6 protein-coding genes are annotated in these 7,993 nt (G+C 70.2%); 2 read left to right on the plus strand and 4 right to left on the minus strand.

The annotated features are described in order from the left end of the window. Positions 1–83 precede the first annotated feature (83 nt). From ACFYWM_RS25025 to ACFYWM_RS25035, 3 genes are all read right to left on the minus strand, one after another. Positions 84–2,111, minus strand: a complete 2,028-nt coding sequence (locus ACFYWM_RS25025; RefSeq protein WP_389917881.1) for a sigma factor — start codon at positions 2,109–2,111, stop codon at positions 84–86. Between the two features lie 285 nt (positions 2,112–2,396). After that, positions 2,397–3,215 (minus strand): hypothetical protein, encoded by an 819-nt coding sequence (locus tag ACFYWM_RS25030; protein WP_389917883.1) that lies wholly within the window; start codon positions 3,213–3,215, stop codon positions 2,397–2,399. 63 nt (positions 3,216–3,278) lie between these two features. Then, positions 3,279–4,889, minus strand: a complete 1,611-nt coding sequence (locus ACFYWM_RS25035) for an ABC-F family ATP-binding cassette domain-containing protein (protein ID WP_389917885.1) — start codon at positions 4,887–4,889, stop codon at positions 3,279–3,281. Here ACFYWM_RS25035 and ACFYWM_RS25040 point away from each other — a divergent pair. Then, positions 4,859–5,377: a transposase gene (locus tag ACFYWM_RS25040; RefSeq protein WP_389917886.1), complete on the plus strand. Its 519-nt coding sequence runs from the start codon at positions 4,859–4,861 to the stop codon at positions 5,375–5,377. The two genes, ACFYWM_RS25035 and ACFYWM_RS25040, sit on opposite strands and share 31 nt — an antisense overlap. Before the next feature lie 1,307 nt (positions 5,378–6,684). Here the strand turns inward: ACFYWM_RS25040 and ACFYWM_RS25045 are convergent. Next, a complete protein-coding gene (locus tag ACFYWM_RS25045) occupies positions 6,685–7,638 on the minus strand; it encodes a MarR family winged helix-turn-helix transcriptional regulator (protein ID WP_389917914.1) in 954 nt (317 codons plus the stop codon). Here ACFYWM_RS25045 and ACFYWM_RS25050 point away from each other — a divergent pair. Then, positions 7,537–7,857, plus strand: coding sequence for a hypothetical protein (locus ACFYWM_RS25050; protein ID WP_389917888.1), 321 nt, complete (start codon positions 7,537–7,539; stop codon positions 7,855–7,857). The two genes, ACFYWM_RS25045 and ACFYWM_RS25050, sit on opposite strands and share 102 nt — an antisense overlap. The last annotated feature ends 136 nt before the right edge of the window (positions 7,858–7,993 follow it).

Raw genomic sequence — 7,993 nt, forward strand, 5'->3', positions numbered from 1 at the left:
CGGTGGAGGTCCGGAGCGGGCCGGGAACAGGGAGACCATGGCCGGGGACAGGGGAGTCAGGGCCGGTCAGCAGGTGAGGTGGGTCAGGCCGACGTGCCGGCCGCCCCGGGGAGAGCCGGGGACTCCGGCCGCGAGGGCGGTGTGGCGGGGTTCGTACCGGTGGAAGCCGACGGGGAACCTTCCGAGGACCGCCCCTGGCCCGAGTCGCCCGACGATCGCCCCTGACCCGCGCCCTCCGAGGCGCGCCCGCGGCTCGCACCGTCCGAGGCCCGTCCGAGGCCCGAGTCGCCCGAGGCCCGCCCCTGGCCCGTGCCGTCCGGGGTGTGTCCCCGGCCCGATCTGGTGGAGATTCGTTCCGGGCTCCGGCTGTCGGGACCTTCCGCGTGACCCGCGCCGTCCGAGGGCCGCCTCGGACCGGCGGGAGCCTGCTGGGAACCGTCGGGGACCTGCCGCGAACCGGATCTCGGGTGGCCGTGGTTCGCACGCGGGCGTCGCGGATCGGCGTACGGCGGCCGGAGGGTCGCCCGCGAGGTCCAGGAGTCCGTGCCGGGGGGCCGGGGGTTCGCCCGCGGGGGCTCCGGATCGGTCCGCGGGGGCCGGGGGATCGCGCGCGGGGGCCTGTGCTCCCCTCTGGGGAACCTCGGGTTCGCACGCGGAGGTGCCGGACTCGACTCCGAGGGCACCGGATCCGCCGGTCGGTGGGTGATCCCGCAGCGGCGGGCGGAGTGTCCGTGGTGGTCGCGGTGGTGCCTGTCCGGCGTGCCGGCCCCGGAGGATCCGGGCGGCACCGGCGACACGGGTGACACGGGCGACACGGGCGACACGGGCGAGGGCGGCTCGGCCGGAGTGTCCGGTCCGTCATCCGAAGGTTCTTCGTGGGCGGGGCGGGCGGGATCGGCCGGCCCGTCGCCGGAGGATCCGTCATCGGGCCGCCAGGGCGAGACCTCCGTCCGAGGGTCGGCCGGACCCCGCTCTCCCCGCCGGTCGTCCTCGGATGCGGGCCCGATGGCGCTGACCGGCTCCGTCGTCCCGAGCGAGCCGATCCGCTCGACGGCCACCCCCTCCCCGACGGACTCCAGCGGCACGGACACGCCTCCCCGCCGGGGCCCCTCCGGTGTCCGGGCGCCCGGAGGCTGTTCCACCACCGGGAACGTGCCCGAGGCGACGCCGGAACCCGCGTCTCCCCGGTCGACCACGGTCTGGGCGAGGACCATGACCAGCGCCGCCACGGCGGCGGCCGCGGCCGTCGCGCCGGCCAGCGCGTAGGGCCGGCGGCTTCCGCGAACCCCGCGGACGGGGAACCCGGCGCCGTCGAGGGGACCGGCCAGGCGGGCGACGTCGCGCCGGTAGGGGACCCGCTCGGGGTCGGTGAAGTGGCCCATCACCCACGCGCGCAGCGTGGGCGGGAGCGCGACCGGGGGGAGCAGGTCGAAGACCTTGGCCGCGGAGACCTGCCTGACCCGGTGCGGGGCGCAGGTGTCGCAGCGGTTCACGTGGCGGATGACCCGCTCGCGCGTCTCCGGCGTGAGTTCGCCGGTGAAGCCGGCGAGCATGCGGGCCCGGGTCGCGCAGTCGTGGGGCCCTTTGCGGACGAGGACCTCCGCGGTGACGACGTCGCGCAGGCGCTCCCTCGCCGACTCGTACAGCGCGCCGGCGACCTTGGGGGTGACGCCCAGGACCGCGGCGAGGTCGATGGGACCGAAGCCGTGCCGGCAGCTCAGGTCGAGGACCTCGCGATCGTCGGGCGACAGGCTCCGGATGGCGTTCCACGCCATCACCCGCAGGTCCGCGTCGCCTCCGGCGGCGACCACCGGGACGGGGGTCACCGGCGCGGGGACCACCGGGTCGGGCCCCTCCGCGCGATGACGCCGTACGCACTCCCCCCGAGCGAGTGCGTACAGCCACGCCTCCAGCCGACGGGAGTCGGCGAGCGCGTGAATATGGGCCTCGGCGGCGACGAAGGTGCCGAGGAGCGCCGACTCCGCGGCGTCGGAGGTGGCGAGCATTGAACGGCAGTATCGGTAGACGCTTTCCGCGTATGAGTCGTAGAGATCGGCGAGGGCTCCGGGACTCCGCGCGCACAACGCCGCGACCAGGACACTGTCAGTCATGTAATCGAAGGTAAACGCTGGGTGAGCTGAAATTCCAGCGATTCACGGACGGTAACTCGGATTGTCTCCGTAGCGTCAATGAACCAAGTAAAAGCATGCCGTTGACAGCAATCATAAATATTGATGAATAGCTATTTAATCGAATTAATCCCCCCTATCGGTACATCGAGGAAGGACTCCCGGCCACGGGCGAGCGGTCACGGGCCGAGCGGTCACGGGCCGAGCGGTCACGGGCCGAGCGGTCACGGGCCGAGCGGTCAGGGACGGATGATCACGGACGAACGGTCACGGGCGGACGGCGCCCGCGAGGGGGGCCTGCCTGCCACGGTCCTTGGCGAACGGCGGCATCTTCGGCTTGGTCGTGTTCAGGGGCAGCGAGCCACCGAGGGCGAGCTGCTCGAAGGGGCGGCTGCTCGACCCCCAGGTGCGCGCGGTCACCTCGGCCGAGGCGATGTCGCGGGTGTCCTCGACGCTCTTGATCTGCAGGATGAACCGGCGCTTCTGCCCCGCCTGGACGTTGTCCACGAACGTGCTCCCGCCGCCGAGCAGCTTGCCCCGCTTGTCGCGCAGGAGCGCGGTGACGGCCAGGCTGCGGGCCGGTATCACGTACGGGGTGCCGACGTAGCCGGTGACGAGATAGTCGCCGTCGGCCGTACGGTCGGTCAGCACCTCGCGGACCGGGAAGGGCTGGAAGGCCGAGACGATCCGGCCCGCCTGGTGCCAGCGCGCCGGGCGGTACGCGATGCTCACGGTGGCGGGCTTGTCCTGGGTCACCACCTGGCCGGTGAAGGGGAGCGCCCCCGCGGGGGGAACGGCGTCCAGCGGCTGCTCCAGCCGGACGACCTCCCTGCCCTCGGAGTTCTTCGCCACCACGGTGGCCACGACGTGCTCGCCGAAGTGCCAGGGGTTGGGGTTGGCGAGCACCCCGGCCCAGTTCACCACGTACCCATCATCGCCCTTGATGATGGACGAGGCCTGCTCCCTGACCGCGAGGGGCTGGAGCGCGGCGGCCTGCTTCGTCTCCTCGTCGTCGTCGGTGCATCCGGCGCATCCGACGAGGAGAAGGAGGGCGAGGGCGCCGACGATTCGGGTGCTGTGCGTCACGTAGCCGTGATAACCGGTGATGGACCCCCGCCCACCTGGACACGCCGCAAACGGCCCGAGTCTTTACCTCTGCCGGACCACCCGGGCCTCGTCCCATACCGGTTCGGATGATTCGTAGACCTTCCCATCGGCGCCGAAGACCAGATACCGGTCGAAGTCATCGGCGAACCAACGGTCGTGGGTGACGGCGACCACGGTCCCGTCGAAGGCGTCCAGCCCCTCCTGGAGTGCCTCCGCGCTGGCCAGGTCGAGGTTGTCCGTCGGCTCGTCCAGCAGGAGCAGGGTGGTGCCCGACAGTTCGAGCAGCAGGATCTGCAACCGGGCCTGCTGGCCGCCGGACAGCGTCTCGAAGCGCTGCTCGGCGATGGTCCCGGCCAGCTCGTAGCGGGACAGCACCTTCATCGCCTCGTTCTTGAGCCGGGCGTGCTCGGTCATGACGATCTCGCAGGGCGTCCGGCCGATGAGCTCGGGACGGGCGTGCGTCTGGGCGAAGTGGCCGGGGACGACCCGGGCGCCGAGCCTGGCCACGCCGGTGTGCCGGACCTCCTCCCCGGCGATCAGGCGCAGGAAGTGCGACTTGCCCGAGCCGTTGGACCCCAGCACCGCGACCCGCTCGCCGTACCAGATCTCCAGGTCGAACGGCTTCATCAGGCCGGTGAGCTCCAGCTTCTCGCAGATCACCGCCCGCTTGGCGGTCCGGCCGCCCTTGAGCCGCATGCTGATGAACTGCTCCTTGGGCGCCGCCTCCGGCGGCCCGGCCTCCTCGAACCTGCGCAGCCGGGTCTGGGCCGAGTGGTAGGCGGCGGCCATGGTGTCCATGTACTTGGCCTTCTGCTTCAGCATGAGGACCAGGCGCTTGATCTTGGCGTGCTCCTCGTCCCAGCGCTTCTTCAGCTCGTCGAGGCGCTCGTTGCGCTCCCTGCGCGCCTGCGCGTACGAGCGGAAGCCCCCGCCGTGGACCCAGATGTTGCCGGACTCGACGGTGATGATCCGGTCGGCGGCGTTGGCCAGGAGCTCGCGGTCGTGGCTGACCAGCAGCACCGTCTTGGCCGTCTCGCGCAGCGCCCGCTCCAGCCAGAGCTTGCCCGGCACGTCCAGGTAGTTGTCGGGCTCGTCGAGCAGCAGCGTCTGGTCGGGCCCGCGCAGCAGCGCCTCCAGCACCAGCCGCTTCTGCTCGCCGCCCGACAGCGTGTTGACCTCGCGGTACTTGCAGTTGTCGTACGGCATGCCGAGGGCGGCCATGGCGCAGGTGTCCCAGAGCACCTCGATGTCGTAGCCGCCCGCGTCGGTGTAGTCGGTGATGGCCTGCGCGTAGCGCATCTGCGCCTTCTCGTCCTCGCGCTCCATCATCACGAGCTCGGCGGCGTCGAGCCGCTCGGCCGCCTCCCGCACGCGCCGCGGGGCGACGCTGACCAGCAGGTCGTGCACGGTCCTGCCGTCGCGGATGCTGCCGATGAACTGCCGCATGACGCCCAGGCCGCCGGAGCTCGCGACGCTCCCGTCGACCGGCTGCAGGTCGCCCGCGATCAGCCGCATCAGGGTCGTCTTGCCCGCCCCGTTGGGCCCGACGAGTGCCGCCTTGACCCCCTCGCCGACCCGGAAGGACACGTCGTCCAGCAACGGCCGCCCATCCGGCAGGACGTATGTCAGATGGCCAACCTCAACGTGCCCCACGACGATTTCCTTTCAAAGGTCCTCGCGCAGGGTACCCGCCAACCGGCCATGCGGACATTCCGATTTCCGCCGTCCCGGCCCCGTCCGCTCGCACGGGGCCGGGTCTTACAGGCGACAGGGCACCGAGAACTCCCGGCAGGCCCGCGATCGTGTACGTGGTGCGTACCGGCTGTTTTCGGCGGGGGCTTCCGACCGGCTTCCCGCCCTGGCAGACCGTCTACCGGCACTTCGTGTGCTGGGAAGACCAGGGAGTGACCCAGCAGATCATGGACGTACCGCGCCGACGGGTCCGTAAGGAGTCCGTGAGGGGTCCGGCCGCCAGGCCGAGCCTTCGGCCGCGGTGCCGGACTCCGCCGACGGCCTACCGGCGGCTCGCTCGCGATCATGAGCATCGGCCGCCGACCGGTGAGGCGATGATCCGCTGGGCCTCGCCCACTGACACGAGCCCGCCGAACCAAATGATCACTACTCGAACACGCGGCCGGTAACCGCAGCTCAGAGCCATGGCCGCTGAATTCTCACCGGTTGCCACGGGGAACCCCCTACCGGTTCGCTGAATCCGTCACATGGCACAAAATATCTTTTCTATGGACACGAGTAATTAAATCCACATAAAATATATTATCAGGATTTTTGTCAGAAAGAGACGGTCAACCGAAACCATTATTGGTATTACACTTTTAATTACGGACCACCTAATATCAGGCCAAGATCGTACACTTATCCGCAAGTTTGAAGATGTGCGAAATGAGGTATTTGTTTCGCCAGTGGCGCTGATTACTCTCCCGATCATGGTTTCTCAACGGGAGGGGCATCTTTGTCACTGAAACTGCGTCGCATCATGTCGGCGATCGCCGCGGGGGGACTCGTTCTGGCCATGGCGAGTCCGGCGGCCGCATTCGCGCCGCCGTACATCAACGAACCCACCGGCCCCTACACACTGCCGGTGGACGCCGACGTGCCCAAGCGTGGCTGCACCACGACGCTGTCCGACCCCAAGAACGCGAGCGGGAGCACCCAGGCCGTCCAGGTGATCTACGCCTGGCACGACGGCGGCGGGAACAACTACGAGACCCACGTCGAGCAGATCGCCAAGCTGGTCGACCGGATGGACCTGGAGCTGGACGACTCCACCAACTACGACCAGCACCTGAAGCTGAGCTGCCGTACCGGCTACGACACCGGCACTTACTCCGGTTACGCCCGCGCGCTGGTCGTACCGGAGAAGATCGAGGCCGGCGTGATCGGTGGCGAGACCACGGTGGACAAGATCACCGATGATCTCGGGGCGGCGGGATACGACAACGCCAACCGCAAGTACGTGGTGTTCGAGGACTTCAACGGGACCGCGACCGCCTGGTGCACGACGACGTGCGCGGCGACCACCGACGAATGGTCCAGCGCCACCATGCTGCACGAACTGACCCACCTCGCCGCGGACGGTTTCTACGTGGACCATCCCAAGGTCACCGAGACCGTCGACCACCTCAGCTATCCCGACGTCATGTCCAACCCGGCCTACGACTGGCAGCTGGACCATGACTTCAACAACTACTATGACCCGAGCGAGACCACGGCGACCTTCTACACCGGCAACGAGGCCGGTGACACCCGCAAGGTGAACGTCGCGGCCTGGCCCTACTTCACCACCCCCACCTGCTGCGACATCGGCTACAGCAACGACCTGCTGACCGCGCAGGAACGCACCGTCGAGGCCGACGCGCCGTACGCCACCCCGACCGGGTTCAGCGTCTCGGGCGGCGGCTGGATCCAGGTGACCCCGCCCGGCCCGACGTCACAGATCTCGGCCAAGCACTACGACGGCCGCCGGTCGCTCACCATGAACGTGCAGTCGTACGCCGACGGCGTCGTATCGGTCACCCGCAAACCCGCGGTGACCGCCGGCCAGGCCTACAAGTTCTTCGCCAAGATGACCACCGCCACCTCCGGCAACGTGAAACTGCGCCTGTCCTGGTACAACTCGTCCAATGCCCTGATCTCCACCAGCGACGGTCCGGTGACCGCGCTGACCGGCGCCTGGACGGAATACCGGCACAGGGCGACCGCCCCGGCCGGAGCGGCGAGCGTCCAACTCTCGGTGGTCAGCCCCGCCGGCCAGAGCTTCGTCTACCAGCTCGACGCCCTCCAGCTCAACCACTGCAACAACGGCAAGACCACCGACGGCTGCCGCCTGGACACCTGGCAGTGACCTCCAGGTGACGCACTGACCCGGCGCCTCCCGGCCCGGTACACCGGAGCCCGCCGGGAGGCGCCACGTCGGCCCTCGTCGCGACCGACGAGGTTTCTCCGTCACCCGGTTCTCGCCCGCCGTCCCTCCAGGTGGGCCGACGCTATGGCGCTCTGCGGGTGGTGGCCCGGCTCCTCGCACCGATCGCCGGTCACGGGCGTTCCGCCGCCACGGCATCGTCCGGCCGCGCCGGGCCGCACAGCCGGTGAGCGAGAAGACCCCCACCCGGTGGCCTCCCCGCGCCGTCACTCGGGCAGAGGGGTCAGCCTTCCGGGTGGCGTCGGCCCAGCTCCGCGACGAAGGCCGTGAGCAGGCGTGCGAACTCCTCCCTTCCCGCCCGGACCAGCCGCGCATCGCCGCGTCGAAGACCTCACGGCGGAAGCGGTGGACCCGTTCGGCGTGCCCGGCGCCCAATTCGGTGAGCTCCAGCGTGCTGCGGCGGCCGTCAACCGGGTCGGCCACCCTGCGAAGCAGCCCCGCCTCGACGGCCCTGGCCACCAGGCGGCTGGCGCGGGGCTGGTCGACGCCCATCCGGCCGGCGACGGACGTCACCGTCGCGGCTTCCGGGCGCACGAAGGCCTGCGGCGGCGGGTGAGCACCGACCGCGTCCGTCTCACCGCGGGGATCGGCGCCGAGGAGTACCTGGCCACGATCGACGCTCTGACGAGGATGTCGGCCAACCTGACCAGGCCCGGCGGAGCTCGCGAGACCAACCGCTGATCTTCGAGTCCCAACCGGACCGAGCCTCGCGGGAGGAGCGAGCCTCGCGGGAGGAGCGAGCCTCGCGGGAGGAGCGAGCCTCGCGGGAGGAGCGAGCCTCGCGGGAGGAGCGAGCCTCGCGGGAGGAGCGAGCCGC

The sequence above is a fragment of the Streptosporangium sp. NPDC002721 genome, assembly GCF_042888905.1.
Lineage (GTDB): Bacteria > Actinomycetota > Actinomycetes > Streptosporangiales > Streptosporangiaceae > Streptosporangium.